This window comes from Kitasatospora sp. NPDC001261, from assembly GCF_042896795.1.
Taxonomy (GTDB): Bacteria; Actinomycetota; Actinomycetes; order Streptomycetales; family Streptomycetaceae; genus Kitasatospora.
Map to the genome: position 1 here is coordinate 345551 of NZ_JBIAXP010000002.1, position 12713 is coordinate 358263.

General features: G+C 76.2%; 10 protein-coding genes. 5 read left to right on the forward strand and 5 right to left on the reverse strand.

Going from position 1 to position 12713, the window contains the following annotated elements:
* Positions 1-85 precede the first annotated feature (85 nt).
* The 3 genes from ACFY4B_RS04580 to moaA form a co-directional block, all read right to left on the reverse strand.
* A complete protein-coding gene (locus tag ACFY4B_RS04580) occupies positions 86-1651 on the reverse strand; it encodes an alpha/beta hydrolase (RefSeq protein ID WP_387966448.1) in 1566 nt (521 codons plus the stop codon).
* Positions 1652-1745: 94 nt separating this feature from the next.
* Positions 1746-2519 (reverse strand): HNH endonuclease family protein, encoded by a 774-nt coding sequence (locus ACFY4B_RS04585; protein WP_117487336.1) that lies wholly within the window; start codon positions 2517-2519, stop codon positions 1746-1748.
* Positions 2520-2670: 151 nt separating this feature from the next.
* A complete protein-coding gene (gene moaA, locus ACFY4B_RS04590) occupies positions 2671-3741 on the reverse strand; it encodes a GTP 3',8-cyclase MoaA (RefSeq protein ID WP_387966449.1) in 1071 nt (356 codons plus the stop codon).
* A gap of 130 nt (positions 3742-3871) precedes the next feature.
* On the opposite strand from moaA, the gene ACFY4B_RS04595 reads away from it, so the two are divergent.
* From ACFY4B_RS04595 to ACFY4B_RS04615, 5 genes are all read left to right on the forward strand, one after another.
* A complete protein-coding gene (locus ACFY4B_RS04595; protein ID WP_380778506.1) occupies positions 3872-4489 on the forward strand; it encodes an NTP transferase domain-containing protein in 618 nt (205 codons plus the stop codon).
* A 174-nt stretch (positions 4490-4663) separates the two neighbouring features.
* On the forward strand, positions 4664-5512 hold the full coding sequence (locus ACFY4B_RS04600) for a hypothetical protein (RefSeq protein WP_241852729.1): 849 nt from the start codon (positions 4664-4666) through the stop codon (positions 5510-5512).
* A 221-nt stretch (positions 5513-5733) separates the two neighbouring features.
* Complete coding sequence (locus ACFY4B_RS04605; protein ID WP_049660965.1) at positions 5734-6606, forward strand: hypothetical protein; 873 nt, start codon at positions 5734-5736, stop codon at positions 6604-6606.
* A 163-nt stretch (positions 6607-6769) separates the two neighbouring features.
* Entirely contained in the window at positions 6770-7717 is a 948-nt protein-coding gene (locus ACFY4B_RS04610) for a (2Fe-2S)-binding protein (protein ID WP_387966450.1), read from the forward strand.
* Positions 7718-7931: 214 nt separating this feature from the next.
* The gene (locus tag ACFY4B_RS04615) at positions 7932-9071 is read left to right on the forward strand and encodes a DUF2637 domain-containing protein (protein WP_387966451.1); all 1140 of its coding nucleotides are present in this window, start codon (positions 7932-7934) and stop codon (positions 9069-9071) included.
* 55 nt (positions 9072-9126) lie between these two features.
* Here ACFY4B_RS04615 and ACFY4B_RS04620 read toward each other — a convergent pair whose 3' ends face one another.
* Entirely contained in the window at positions 9127-11535 is a 2409-nt protein-coding gene (locus ACFY4B_RS04620; protein ID WP_387966452.1) for a SpoIIE family protein phosphatase, read from the reverse strand.
* 338 nt (positions 11536-11873) lie between these two features.
* On the reverse strand, positions 11874-12260 hold the full coding sequence (locus ACFY4B_RS04625; protein ID WP_049658213.1) for an ATP-binding protein: 387 nt from the start codon (positions 12258-12260) through the stop codon (positions 11874-11876).
* Positions 12261-12713 lie beyond the last annotated feature (453 nt).

A 12713-nucleotide genomic window follows, 5' to 3' on the forward strand; every position in this document is an offset into this window, starting at 1 on the left:
AGGGGGCGTGCCGCGCGAAAGCGGCACGCCCCCTCCGCGTTGTCCCCGGCCGACCCCCGCCGAGCTCAGCCGGACCCTGGCGCCCTCAGTCCGACCCGCAGTGGGTGCCCGCCGCCGGCAGCCGCCCGTCCACCAGGAACGCCGTCACGGCCGCCCGGACGCAGCCGCTCTTGTCGTACGCGGTGTGCCCGTCGCCCTCCCGGGTGAGCAGCACGCCGTGCTCCAACCCGGCGGAGAGCCGCTCGGCCCAGGCGTACGGGGTGACCGGGTCGGCGGTGGAGCCGATCACCAGGAGCGGGGCGCTGCCCGGCGCCCGGACCGGTCGCGGCGGCTCGGCCGGACGGTACGGCCAGGAGCGGCAGTCCGCTTCGAGCAGGGTGCCGACCGGGTCGTGCCCGCTGGTCAGCGGGGCGCGGGCGGCGAGTTCGGCGAGGGCCGGGCGCAGTTCCGCCTCGGTGGGCGGCGGCGGGCCGTCCGCGCAGGAGATGGCGGCGAAGGCGTCGGCCGGGGTCCGGTAGCGGCCGTCCTCACCGCGGCCGTCGGCGCCGTCGGCGAGGGCGAGCAGGCCGTCGGCGTCGCCCCGGGTGACGGCCGGTTCGAGGGCCTCGCGCAGCCGGGGCCAGGAGCGGCGGCCGTCGGAGAGGACGTCCAGGGCGGCGACCCAGCCGAGCGCGGCGGTGAGGGTCCGGCCGTCGGCGGCGCGCAGCGGGTGGTCGCGCAGGCCGTCGAGGAAGCGGGCGAGGCGCTGCGGGGCGGCGGCCGGGTCGGCGCCGAGCGGGCAGGCCGCCCCGTCCTCGGTGGCGCAGGCGGCGGCGAAGGCCCGGAGCCCGGTCTCGGCGGCGACGGCGGCTTCGATGCCGAGCCGCGCCGCGGGGGCGCTGTGGTCGACGGCGCCGTCGAGGACGAGCCGGCCGGTGCGGTCGGGGAACTCCTCGGCGTAGCGGGCGCCGAGGTGGGTGCCGTAGGAGAAGCCGAGGAAGTCCAGCCGGCGTTCGCCGAGGGCGCCGCGCAGCACGTCGAGGTCGCGGGCGGTGTCGCGGGTGCCGAGGTGCGGGAGCAGGTCGGCATACCGGGCGCGGCAGGCCTCGGCGAGGATCCGGGCGTGGTCGTAGGCCGGGTCGTCGGTGGCGTTCCACTGGTCGCGGGTGCGGTCGTCCAGGCAGTGGACGGGGGTGGTGTCGCCGGCGCCGCGCGGGTCGAAGCCGACCAGGTCGTACCGGTCGTGCAGCGGCCCCTGGTAGCTCTGCCAGCCCCAACGGACCATGTCGACACCGGAGTTGCCGGGGCCGCCGGGGTTGAGCAGCAGGGCGCCGAGCCGCCGCTTCGGGTCGGCGGCGGCCACCTTGGCGAGGGCGACGTCGACGGTGCGGCCGCCCGGGTCGGCGTAGTCCAGCGGGACCTTGAGGGTGGCGCACCGCACGGCGGCCGCGTCCTGGTCGCCGTCGTCCTCGCCGGGGCAGCTCCGCCAGTCGATCCGCTGGTCGTAGAGCGCGCGCAGGGCGGGGGCCGCGGTGGCCGCGACCCGTTCGTCCAGCGGCGGCCGGACGGCCGGACGGGCGGAGCCCGTGCAGCCGCTCGACAGCGCGAGGGCGAGGGCGGCGGCGAGGGCGGGCACGGCGCGCCCGGCCGACCGGGGGAGCGGGGAGATCATCGGGGCCACCGCCCACGAATACCACCCGGCCCGCGCCCGGCCGTCACCGGGGGCACACCGCGCCCGCCCTTCGAGGCCTGGGATTGACGCTTCGTCAGCCGCCGCACAGCTGGAGCATGGTCTTCTTGTCCGCCTCGGTGACGGGCAGCTGGTACTTCAGCGAGACCTGGGCGAAGCGCACCGCGTAGGAGCAGCGGATCTCGGTGTTGGCGGGCAGCCAGGAGGCCGGGCCGGAGTCGCCCTTGGAGGCGTTCTGCGAGCCGTCGGCGGGGATCAGGTTCAGCGGGTCGTTGGCGATCTGGACGCGCTTGGCCTTGTCCCACTTGCTGGCGCCCATCTGCCAGTCGTAGGAGAGCGGCATCACGTGGTCGATCTGGATCTTGGAGGCCTGCTGCTTGGTCCACTGGACGCTCTTGCCGGTGTACGGGTCCCAGATGGTCATCGCGGTGACCGTGCAGTCCGAGCCGTCCTTGTGCTCGACGGCGGTGCCGTCGCGGGCCAGCAGGTCGTTGCGTGTGTCGCACTTGTTGCCGCCGAACGGGACGCCCTCGACGTTGTCCGTCCAGGCGGGGCCGAACTCGTTGCGGTCGTAGCCGTCCTTGGTGCCGACGGCGGCGGTGGTGACCTTGGCGATGACGTCCCGCCCGGCCTTCTGCTCCTCGGGGGTGGTCAGCGGCGCCAGGCCGGGCTTGGTGCCGTCCGGGTTCTGCAGCGGGCTGGTGCCGGTGGCCCCGGCAGCGGCGGTGCCGCCGTTGGCCTTGGGGCCGGTCGACTTGTGGTCGCGGCCGCCGATCAGCCAGCCGACCAGCGCGAGCGCGCATATCAGGAACACGGTGGCGGCGGACAGGGTGGAGCGGCGGGCGGGCACGGGGAACTCCGGAGGTCAGGGGCGGGTTGACGGCAAGCCAGCAGACCAGCCGCCCGGGGGCAGGTCAAGCCGACGCCACGCGATCCCGCCGAGCATGTCGAAGCTCACACCCGCTCATGCCCTGGTCCGGGCCCCAGCCCCGGCCGCGCCGTCAGCCGCCGATGGCGGACATCGGGCGGTCGGGCCGGACGAACTCCGCGCTGCCGACGGCGTGTCCGGGCCCCTTGCCCGCCACCGCGGCCCGCCAGGCCGCCTCGATCGCCGCGTCGTCCGCCCCGCCGCGCAGCAGCGCCCGCAGGTCCGACTCCTCCGTCGCGAACAGACAGGCGCGCAGCTGCCCGTCCGCCGTCAGCCGCACCCGGTCGCAGCCGCCGCAGAACGGCCGGGTGACGGAGGCGATCACGCCGACGACCACGTCCGTACCGGCGATCCGCCACTCCTCCGCCGGGGCGTTGCCGGACCGGCCGACGGGGACGAGGTCGAACCGCTCCCCCAGCGCCGCCAGGACCTCCGCCGCCGTCACCATCGCCGAACGGTCCCACGCCCCTTGCGCGTCCAGCGGCATGGACTCGATGAACCGCATCCGGTACCCGTGCCCGACGGCGAACTCCACCAGCTCCACGATCTCGTCGTCGTTGACCCCGCGCACCGGCACCGCGTTCACCTTCACCGGCCCCAGCCCGGCCGCCCTCGCCGCCGCCAGCCCCGCGAGCACGTCACCGATGCGGTCCCGCCGGGTGATCGCGGCGAAGCGCTCCGGACGCAGCGTGTCCAGGCTGACGTTCACCCGCCCCAGCCCCGCCGCCGCCAGCCCGGCCGCCGCGCGCGCCAGCCCGATCCCGTTCGTGGTCAACGACACCTCGGCCCCCAGCGGGGCGATCCGCCCGACCAGCCCCGCCAACCCCCGCCGCAGCAACGGCTCCCCGCCCGTCAGCCGGACCGACCGCACCCCCAGCCGCTCCACCGCGATCCGCACCAGCCGGACCACCTCGTCGTCCCCCAGCAGCCCGGCGCGCCCGAGCCAGGGCAGCCCCTCCGCCGGCATGCAGTAGGTGCAGCGCAGGTTGCAGCGGTCGGTCAGCGAGACCCGCAGATCGGTGTGGACCCGGCCGAAGCGGTCCACCAGCGGGGGCGGGGCGGGGTCGCGGGCCTCGGTGTCGTGCGGTCGCGTGTCGTACGGAGGCGCGGTGCGCGGGGCGGTGTTGTACGGGGCGGTGTTCATCGGCCCAGTACAGGCGGGCCGGGCCCGCCCCGGCCAGCGGCCGAACCGCCGGGGCGCGGCCGCCGCGCACCGCCTCCGCTTGTGGCTTCCCACAATGCGCGCCCCGGCCCCGACCGGGCAGGCTGGCCCCATGCAGACAGCGCCGACACCCGCCGGACCGGGCCCGGTCGCCGCCCTGGTCCTCGCCGCCGGCGGCGGGCGGCGCCTCGGCGGGCGGCCCAAGGCACTGCTCCGGTACCGGGGCCGGCCGCTGGTGGAGCACGCGGTGGCGGTGGTCCGGGCCGGCGGCTGCACGGAGGTCACGGTGGTGCTGGGCGCGGCGGGCGAACGGGTCCGGGCCACCGCGCACCTGCCGGGCTGCCGACTGGTCGGCAACCCGGACTGGGCACAGGGCATGGGCTCCTCGCTGCGGGCCGGCCTGGCCGCGCTGCCGCCGCACGCCTCGGCGGCGCTGGTGATGCTGGTGGACACCCCCGGCGTCACCCCGGCCGCGGTGGCCCGGCTGCTGGCCGCCCACCGGGCGGGCGCCGAACTGGCCGCCGCGGCCTACCAGGGGCGGCGCGGACACCCGGTGCTGATCGGCGCCCGGCACTTCGCCGAGGCGGCGGCGGGCGCCCGCGGCGACGCCGGGGCCCGCGCCCTGCTGGCGGCGCACGCGGCGGAGCTCGTCCTGGTCGAGTGCGCCGACGTCGCCGCCCCGGACGACCTCGACACCCCCGCCGACCTGGCCCGCTGGTCCGCCGGCTGAACGTCCCGGTCCGCCCCGCCGGGCATCCCCCTCCGGAAGGATTCCTTCCCTACCCGAGCAGGCAGGATCCCCTGATCCGTCCCTGAGGATTGCCCCATTCCGCGTCCTGCGCCGGACATTTCGGGGAGCATGGGAGACGTCCCACCCACCCGACACCGACGGACGGAGCCCGCGATGGCCGGACTGCCCGACGACTTCACCGGACACGACCCCGCTCGGACGGGGCCCGGCGGTGGCGCCCGGGCGATCCGCTGCCCCGCCTGCCGCCGCGAGCACCTCTACGAACCGCCCTCCCTCCCCTGTCCGTGCGGGGCCTCGCTCAAGGTGCCGCTGCTGCGCGGCGGAGTGCCGGTGCAGGTGCGCTTCCGGTCCTGGGAGGACTCCTGGCTGAGCATGCGCTGCCCGCACTGCGGCCGCTCCGACCAGTGGCCGCAGCCCGAGTTCACCTGCAACTGCGGCGCCACCGTCCGGCTGCCGGTGGACCGCGCCACCCGCCTGGGCACCGGCACCGCCGCCCCGCTCGCCGCCCCCGGCCCGCAGGCCGCCCGCCCGCTCCCGGCCCACCCGGCGAACGCCCCCGCCCCGGCCCCGCCCGCACCGTCCCCGACCGGCCGCTCCCGCCCGTTCCGCCACCGCGCGCCGTTCCGCCCGCACCCGGTGCGCACCTCGCAGGACGCGGTGTTCACCGCCGCCCGCTACCTGGAGTGGCTCGGCTTCGACGACCTGGAGCTCACCGAGTCCCAGGAGCGCGACGGGGTCACCCTGCTGGGCGGCCGGATGGTCGCCCAGGTGGACACCTGGACCGAGCCCGCCGACGTGAAGTCGGTCGAGTGCCTCTGGCTCCAGACCCTGCACGCCGAGGAGATGGCCGCCGCGATGTTCACCCTCGCGGGCTATTCGCACCAGGCCACCGTACGCGGCGAACAGCTGCTGGTGGCCCTGTTCAGCCTGGACCTGGCGGGCGTGCCGCAGCCCGCGAACGGCGCCGCCGAGGCCCTGATGGAGACCGGCTGGACCTCCTGACCCACCGGGCGGCCCCGCCGGGCCGCCCCACCGGCCCCCTCCGGCCCCTTTCCCTCGCGCACCCCTAGATCATTTCTCTTCCAAAAGCAACAACCTTCGCTCGTGATCTGGTGCACAAGCTCACCCCCGTGTTGAATTGCCGCCACAGCGCGGGCCTTTCGCCCTGTCGTCGCCATGCGTGCGGGTCGTGGCGACAGGGCCTCAGGGGCAGGTCCGTGCCCATGCCGGATGGCGCACACAAGGAGGTGGCGTTGTCGGAGCACGGATGGGACCCGAGCAACCCGGAGGGGCGGGGGCGGGCGGCAGCGGAGGAGCCGGGTGACACCGTGTGGCGGCTGAGGTCCCGGGGGTGCTGGCAGGAGGCCGCCGAACTACTGCGACCGACCGCCGAGCACGACCCGGACGCGGCCCTGGGGCGGGCCGAACTCCTCATCGAGCAGTGCCTGTTCACCGCCGCGAACTGGACCCAGGCGGAACAGGCGCTGCGCCTGGCGGAGGCCCTGGCCTCCGGCACCGAGCAGCGCGCGGCCGCCGCCTGCGCCCGCGGCTTCCTCGCGTACGTGGCGAGCGTCCTCGGCCCGCGCGACCGGCTGGACGAGGCACAGGCGGCGCTCGGCCGCACCTCGGCCCTGCTGCCGCCGGACGCCCCGGGCCGCCCGCTGCTGGACTTCCGGCGCGGACTGGTCGCCGAGAACCTGCTGCGCGACCGCAGCGCCGCCTGGATCGCCTACCGGCGGGCGCACGAGGGCGCCGGCGAGCGCGGGGACGAGCTGCTGCGCTCGTACACCTGGCGGCACCTGGCCGCGCTGGCGCTCTCGCGCGGGGAGCGCGGGAACGCCCGGGAGGGCTTCGACGCCTCCCTGCGGCTGCGCGAGCAACTCGGCTTCACGGTGGGGGTGGCGCCGGCGCTCGCGGCGCTCGCCGAAGTGTCCGAGCCGCCCGAGGCCGCGCGACTGCGGGCCGAGGCGACCCGGCTGGTGGACGCCCTGGGCGGCGTGCCGGTCTGGCTCGCGCGCCAGCTGAACGCCCTCCGCACAACCGGTGCTCCCCCGGACGGGCGCATCACCAGCGAGACCGGGGGGACGATCAGCTAAGGTGAGGCTAACCTGGCCGGGGGGAGCAGTACCCCGGCCAGGTCGCCTTGCCGTTCCCCGGGCACCGCCATGCCCCGGTCCGGCCGCGTCCGGCGCCGCCACCACCCGGCCGGGCACCGCCGGGCGGACCATGGGCGCCCCGGTCGACCCGATGGGGCCGTCCATGACCGCGAGCAGCACCCGGCCCGGCCCCAGGCCGCGCGTCCCCCGCGCCACCGGGGCGCGCACCCCCGCCCCCACCGCCCCGGGCGCCCCCTCGTACCACCGGCTGTCCGGACTCACCCCCGTCCTGACGGTGCGCTGCGCCCCGCCCCGGCGCGGCGGCGGCTGGCTGCCCGTCGCCGACCTCGCCGCCCGCCCCGAGGCGGTGCGCGAGCTGATCGCCCACGACGCCCGGCAGGGCCTCACCCGCTACGGGCAGCCGCTGCGCCCGGACGTCGCGGCCGGCTTCGGGCTGCACCGCTTCGTCTGGCCGGTCTCGCTGCTGTTCACGCTGCCGTGGTTCCTGGAGCGGCGCGTCCCGCTGCTCGGCCTCGGGGACGTCGCGCTGCGCCGGCGCCCCGACGCGGTCGAACTGACCGTCCGCCCGGCGGAGTTCGCCTGCCTTCCGGACGACCCGGCGGCCGGGTCGGGGGCGGGTTCGAAGCCCGGGACGGCCGTCGGCCCGGAGTGGGCCCGGACGGTGCCGGACGAGGCGGCGCTGGCCGCCGCCCTGCGGTCCGCGCTGGGCGCCTTCCTGGCCCCGGTGCTCACCGCCTTCGGCCCGGAGGCGCGGCGCGGGCCCCGGGTGCTGTGGGCGATGGCCACCGACGCGGTGGTGGAGGGGCTCTGCTACGCGGGCGGGCTGCTCGGGGAGCAGGAGCGGGCGCGCGCCGAACTGTCCGCGCTGCTGGCGCCCGGCGGGCCCCCCGACCCCGCGCGCACGCCCGGCGCGGGCGACCGCCCCGCTCCGGCCCCGGCCCCCTTCATCCCGGGCGCCGGATTCGCGCCCCCGGCGCCCGGGGGCGGTGGCGCTCCGGTCCTGGAGCGGTCCCGGGCCAGCTGCTGCCTCGTCTACACCGCCGATCCGAAGGACATGTGCGGCGGCTGTCCGCGCGTCACGCGGCGTTGACGAAAACCTGTCCGATATCAGGTCCGAAAAGCCCGCGATTCCGGGAAAAGCCCGCTTCAAATTCGCATGACAATGCGATGGTAACCGGGTCAGAAATCCCTCTCCTCAGCGCATTGACGGCGAATCGGCCATTTCCTCGCCGCGCGTCCGCCATGATGGTCCCCGCCGTCACGACGCAGAAAAGCGACGCAGGAAAGCGAGGCTGGTTTCGGCGATGAAATTGTCCGACATACCGCTCGGATGGGCGATCACCGTGGTCGTGGGGCTGCTGGTCAGCGCACTCCTGGTGGCCCTGCTCCGCAGCCGGGGGTCCGCCTCCTCCACCGCCGGCACGGATTCCTGGGAACGGTCCGAGGAACGGCGCCGCCGCAAGGAATCCCTGTACGGCGGCGCCTCCTACACCCTGTTGTTCTGCTGCGCGGGCGTCGCGGCCGCCCTCTCCTTCCACGGCCTGGTCGGCTTCGGCGTGCAGAACCTCGGCCTGTCCGGCGGCTGGGAGTACCTCGTCCCGTTCGGCCTGGACGGCGCCGCGATGTTCTGCTCGGTGCTCGCCGTCCGCGAGGCCAGCCACGGCGACGCCGCGCTCGGCTCCCGGCTGCTGGTCTGGCTCTTCGCCGGCGCCTCGGCCTGGTTCAACTGGGTGCACGCCCCGCGCGGCCTGACCCACGCCGGCGCCCCGCAGTTCTTCTCCGGCATGTCCCTCTCCGCGGCGATCCTGTTCGACCGGGCGCTCAAGCAGACCCGCCGGGCCGCGCTGCGCGAGCAGGGCCTGGTGCCGCGCCCGCTGCCGCAGATCCGCATCGTCCGCTGGCTGCGCGCCCCGCGCGAGACCTACGCGGCCTGGTCGCTGATGCTGCTGGAGAACGTCCGCAGCCTGGACGAGGCGGTCGAGGAGGTGCGCGACGACAAGCGGGAGCGCACCGACGAGAAGCAGCGCCGCAAGCTCGCCGGGCGCCGGGAACGGGCCGAGATCCGGGCGATCAACCGCTCCCACAGCGCCTGGCGGCGCGGCGGCGGCACGGCGCGGCGGCTGGGGTCCGGCACGGAGCCCGCGACGGCCGCCGCGGCGGACCGCCCCGGCGTGGAACGCGTCTCGACGGAGCGGGTGTCGGCGGAACGGGTGTCGACGGAACGGGTGCCGGCGGAACGCGTCGGGGCCGAGCGTCCCGAGGTGGAGCGCCCCGCCGGTCCGCGCGAGGTGGAACCGGCCGAGGGCACGGTCGTCCAGCCGGGCCTGCCGGCCCGTCCGGAGCGGCGCACCATCGACCTCACCCTGGAGGAGGACACCGTCACGCTGCCCCGGCTGGACGAGATGGAACGCAAACTGAAGGACCTGGAGCAGCAGTTCGGCTGACCGCTCCCCCGTCGGCGCCCCGACGCCCCCGGAGTACGGAGACGGGGCCTGGGGCTCAGGCCGCCGACGTCCCGCTGAGCTCGAACCACATCCGCTTGCCGGAGCCGCGCGGCTCCACGCCCCAGGAGTCCGCGAGTGCCTCGACCAGCATCAGACCCCGCCCGGAGGAGGCCTGCTCCCCCGGCGTCCGGCGGGTCGGCCAGAGGTCCGACTCGTCCTCCACCTCGACCCGCAGCCGGGCCCGGCCGCCGTCCGCCTCCGGCTCCCGGTAGAGCCGGGCGGTGAACATGGCGTCCCGGTCGGTGTGCCGGATGGCGTTGGTGACCAGCTCGGAGGAGAGCAGCTCGGCGGTGTCGATGAACTCGGCCACGCCCCAGCGGCGAAGCGCGTCGCGCAGCTCGGCCCGGACCTCGGCGACCCGCGCCAGGTCGGCCTGGCCGATCCGGCGGCGCAGCTGCTGGGCGGCCAGCCCGCCGGCCGGGCCGTCCCAGCGCAGGAGCAGCAGCGCTATGTCGTCCTCGCGCTCGCTGGAGTCGGCGGCCTGGGAGGCGATCCGCTCGGCCAGCTCCTCCAGCGGGTCGCGGGCGGCCTGCCCGGCGTCCGGCAGCGGGCGGGCGAGCGCCCGGGCGAGCCGGGCGATGCCCTCGTCCAGGTCCATGCCGCGCGCCTCGACCAGGCCGTCGGTGCAGAGCAGCACGGTCTCGCCCGGGTCCAGGCTGAACCGGGTGACCCGGTACTCCTGGTCCGGGTCGATGCCCAGCGGCAGCCCGCCGGCCACCGGCACCACCGCGGCGGTGCCGTCCGCGCGGCGCACCAGCGGGTCGAGGTGACCGGCCCGGACGGCGTAGACCACGCCGTAGTCCACGTTGACCTCGGCGTAGGTGCAGGTCGCGAAGTGGTCGGTGTCCAGGTCGGCGAGGAAGCGGGAGGCGCGGGCCATCACGGCGGCGGGCGGGTGGCCCTCGGCCGCGTAGGCGCGCAGCGCGATCCGCAGCTGGCCCATGATCCCGGCGGCGTGCACGTCGTGGCCCTGGACGTCGCCGATCACCAGGCCGACGTGTCCGCCGGGCAGCGGCACCACGTCGTACCAGTCGCCGCCGATCTGCAGGCCGGAGCCGGCCGCGATGTAGCGCACGGCGGTGGTCACGCCCGGGACGGACGGGACGGTGCGCGGCAGCATCACCCGCTGGAGGCCGGCCGCGAGCTCGTGCTCGGCGTCGTGCAGCCGGGCCCGGGCCAGCGACTGGGCGACCAGCCCGCCCAGCGTGGTCAGCAGGGTCCGCTCGTCGGCGTCCAGCTCGCGCTCGTCGTCGAAGCTGACCACGCAGACGCCGATCGCCCGGCCGCTGGCCACCAGCGGCAGGTACGCCCAGGAGCCCCGGCCGGTGCGGCTGGTCTGCTCCCACACCTCGGGGTAGCCGTCGCGGAAGTCCTCGCGGGTCGAGACGAAGACCGGCGCGCGGTGGCGCAGCGCCTCGGCGGCCGGGTGGCCGGGCGGCAGCACGGTGCGGTCCCAGACCGCCAGCGAGTCGGAGCGGTAGCCGGAGGCGCCGAGGATCTGCGCCCGTCCGGCCTCGAAGGAGGCCAGCACCAGGCCGTCCGGCGGCAGTCCGGGCAGCGGCAGTTCGGTGAACACCCGGGCCACGTCACGCACGGTGACGGCTTCGGAGAGGGCGCGCGCCGCCTCCTTGATGAACCGGGAGCGCTCCTCGCGCAGCAGGGCCATCCGGTCGGCGTGGTCCCGCTTGTGCAGCTCGACAGTGGCGTCCCAGACGAAGCCGACCATCCGGGAGGCCCGGCCGAAGGCGTCGGCGAGCACCCGGCCGCGGAAGCGCACCGCGCGCATGCCGCCGTTCGCCCCGACCGTCCGGTAGTAGGCGCCGCACTGGCCCAGTTCGGACACCGCGCGCTCGACCCGGCGGCGCACCACGGGCGCGTCCTCGGGGTGCAGCATGGCCAGGAAGGAGGCGGCCGTACGGTCGAAGCGGCTCTGCCCGAGGGCGTCCAGTCCGACGATCGCACAGGCCCGCTGGTCGCCCTCCAGGACGTCGCGGCGGATGTCCCAGTCGAAGGAGCCGATGCCGTTGGCCGCCATCGCGGGCTCCAGCCAGTCCGGCATGGTGTCCGCGGAGGACGGCGGCAGGCCGCCCGACAGCACGGGCGCCAGCCGGGCGGCGGCGAGGCTCGGGGACGGGCGCACCGCGGAGCCGCGGCGCGAGGACTGGGCGGGCGGCCGGGCCCGGCCCGTCCCGGTGGTGGTGGGGCCGGCGGCGGGCTGCGCGGAGGTGCGCGGCTCCGGGGCGCCCGGCTGCTCGGCGACACGCGGCTCGACGGCTCTCGGCCGGGCGGTGCGCGGCTCCACGGTCCTCGGCTCTACGGCTCGCGGCGCCACCGTTCGCGGCTCGACGACGGGCGCCGCGCCGGGAGGAAGCGCCGGCCCCGGCGACTCGGGCTCAGTGGGCATGCTGCTCCTGCCGCTGCCGTGGCGGACCGCGCCGACCGTCCGGACGGGCCGCGTGGCGTTGTGATGGGTCGTGCTGGATAGGACGGTGCGACGGACGGTCGCCAGTCGAGGTTCGGTCTCCCCGCTGCTTCCCGCACGTGGACACACATTCCCACCATCCTGGCCAATGTTCGGCCGAGCGGCAATGCCAACGGGCCGGAAATCTTCCGTTCCGCCTTCTGTTCTGGGCTTCCTTCGACAGCGAATCAATCGACGGCGAACAATCGTACGTCCTGCCGCCGACCCGGAACACACGGCCCGGAACGCACGGCCCGGAGCACGCCGCCCGGAGGCGGGGCTCAGGGCATGGCGAGCTCGAACCAGGTGACCTTGCCGTCGCCGCGCAGCTGCACGCCCCAGGAGTCCGCGAGCGCCTCCACCAGCAGCAGGCCGCGCCCCGAGGTCGCGTACTCGCCCTCCGGATCGCGCCGCCGCCCGGGCAGTCTGCTGGTGCCGTCCTGCACCTCGATGCGCAGCCGGTGGTCCGACCCGAGCTCCGCGTCGAACACCGCGCCCTTGCCCGTGTGCAGCAGCGCGTTGGTGACCAGCTCGGAGGAGAGCAGCTCGGCGGTGTCGGACAGCTCCGGCACCCCCCAGTGGCTCAGCGCCGAGCGCAACCGCCGCCGCACCGCGCCCACCCCGACGAGATCCGCCGGATCGAGCGTGAGGTGCAGTCTCCGGTGCACGGCACACCCCGGTGCCGGCGCACCCGGCAGGGTCGTCCCGGTGCCGGCGACCGGCGCCTGGACCGGCCCGGACCGGTAGGCGTCGCCGGAACTCGTCCGCTGCCGCGGGAATCGCGACTGACCGTCCATCAACACATGCCCCCGCCCTGAAATCCGGGCCCCCGCCTCCGGATCCCCCGCCGGCCGGGTGGCCCCCTCGTTCTGACCACTCATCCTCATGCCCAGTTGACGGCGTTTGCAACAGTGTGCGTCCGATCACGTGGGGTGAAAGGGGCACGGGGTGGTTCGCGTGATCCAACTGCCCGCGCCGGACAGGTTTGCGAAGCGCAGAGGCTGTTTTCGAAGAAGCCCCCACCCGATCCCGCGCACACCCGGCGCCCGTACCGACCGTGCGCCCGACCACGCGCCCCCTGCCCCGCTCCCGCCGCGCGCCGGGGTCCGGGCACCGGCCCA

Coding starts and splice junctions, on each gene's coding strand:
- ACFY4B_RS04600 (WP_241852729.1), top strand. CDS start 4,664: ATGGCCGGACTGCCCGACGACTTCACCGGACACGACCCCGCTCGGACG.
- ACFY4B_RS04605 (WP_049660965.1), top strand. CDS start 5,734: ATGCCGGATGGCGCACACAAGGAGGTGGCGTTGTCGGAGCACGGATGG.
- ACFY4B_RS04620 (WP_387966452.1), bottom strand. CDS start 11,535: ATGCCCACTGAGCCCGAGTCGCCGGGGCCGGCGCTTCCTCCCGGCGCG.
- ACFY4B_RS04580 (WP_387966448.1), bottom strand. CDS start 1,651: ATGATCTCCCCGCTCCCCCGGTCGGCCGGGCGCGCCGTGCCCGCCCTC.
- ACFY4B_RS04615 (WP_387966451.1), top strand. CDS start 7,932: ATGAAATTGTCCGACATACCGCTCGGATGGGCGATCACCGTGGTCGTG.
- ACFY4B_RS04610 (WP_387966450.1), top strand. CDS start 6,770: ATGACCGCGAGCAGCACCCGGCCCGGCCCCAGGCCGCGCGTCCCCCGC.
- moaA (WP_387966449.1), bottom strand. CDS start 3,741: ATGAACACCGCCCCGTACAACACCGCCCCGCGCACCGCGCCTCCGTAC.
- ACFY4B_RS04595 (WP_380778506.1), top strand. CDS start 3,872: ATGCAGACAGCGCCGACACCCGCCGGACCGGGCCCGGTCGCCGCCCTG.